Source organism: Acidiphilium sp. JA12-A1, from assembly GCF_000724705.2.
Taxonomy (GTDB): Bacteria; Pseudomonadota; Alphaproteobacteria; order Acetobacterales; family Acetobacteraceae; genus Acidiphilium; species Acidiphilium multivorum.
Genome location: NZ_JFHO01000209.1, coordinates 1 through 409, shown reverse-complemented (window position 1 = coordinate 409; position 409 = coordinate 1). Strand labels below are relative to the sequence as shown.

The following is a 409-nucleotide window of genomic DNA, read 5'->3' as shown; positions in this document are numbered from 1 at the left end:
CGGTAAGCGCGTCGGCCGCGGCGGGATCGTTCCCGCCGCCGCTCGCGGCCAGCGCCTCGATCCCGGCGGCCTCGGCATAGGTCGCGGCATCGGCATAGCGGCCGGCGTTCACGAGGCGGCAGAACCCGTCGATCAGCATGTCCCGCTGCGCCGCCGGACCGAGGGCGAGGCCGGCGATGCGGGCGGGAACGTCCGCCGGGTCGCCGGTCGCGAGGTCGAGCAGGGCGAGGGCGAGGCGGGTGTCGCGGCCGATCGCGTCGTCGCGGGCGACGGCGTGGCTGACGATGTTCTCGGCATCGGCCATCGCCACCGCCTCGTCGTGGCGGCCGGCGGCGACGAGGCGGGTGAAGGCGGTGAGCACCGCCTCGACCCGGCGCCGCGCGTCGATCCGCAGCGGGCGGAGCAGGAG

Annotated in this window: 1 pseudogene; it reads right to left on the bottom strand. The window is 77.0% G+C overall.

Going from position 1 to position 409, the window contains the following annotated elements:
* Positions 1–409: pseudogene (locus RT91_RS19320) on the bottom strand (class I SAM-dependent methyltransferase); the annotation flags it as partial.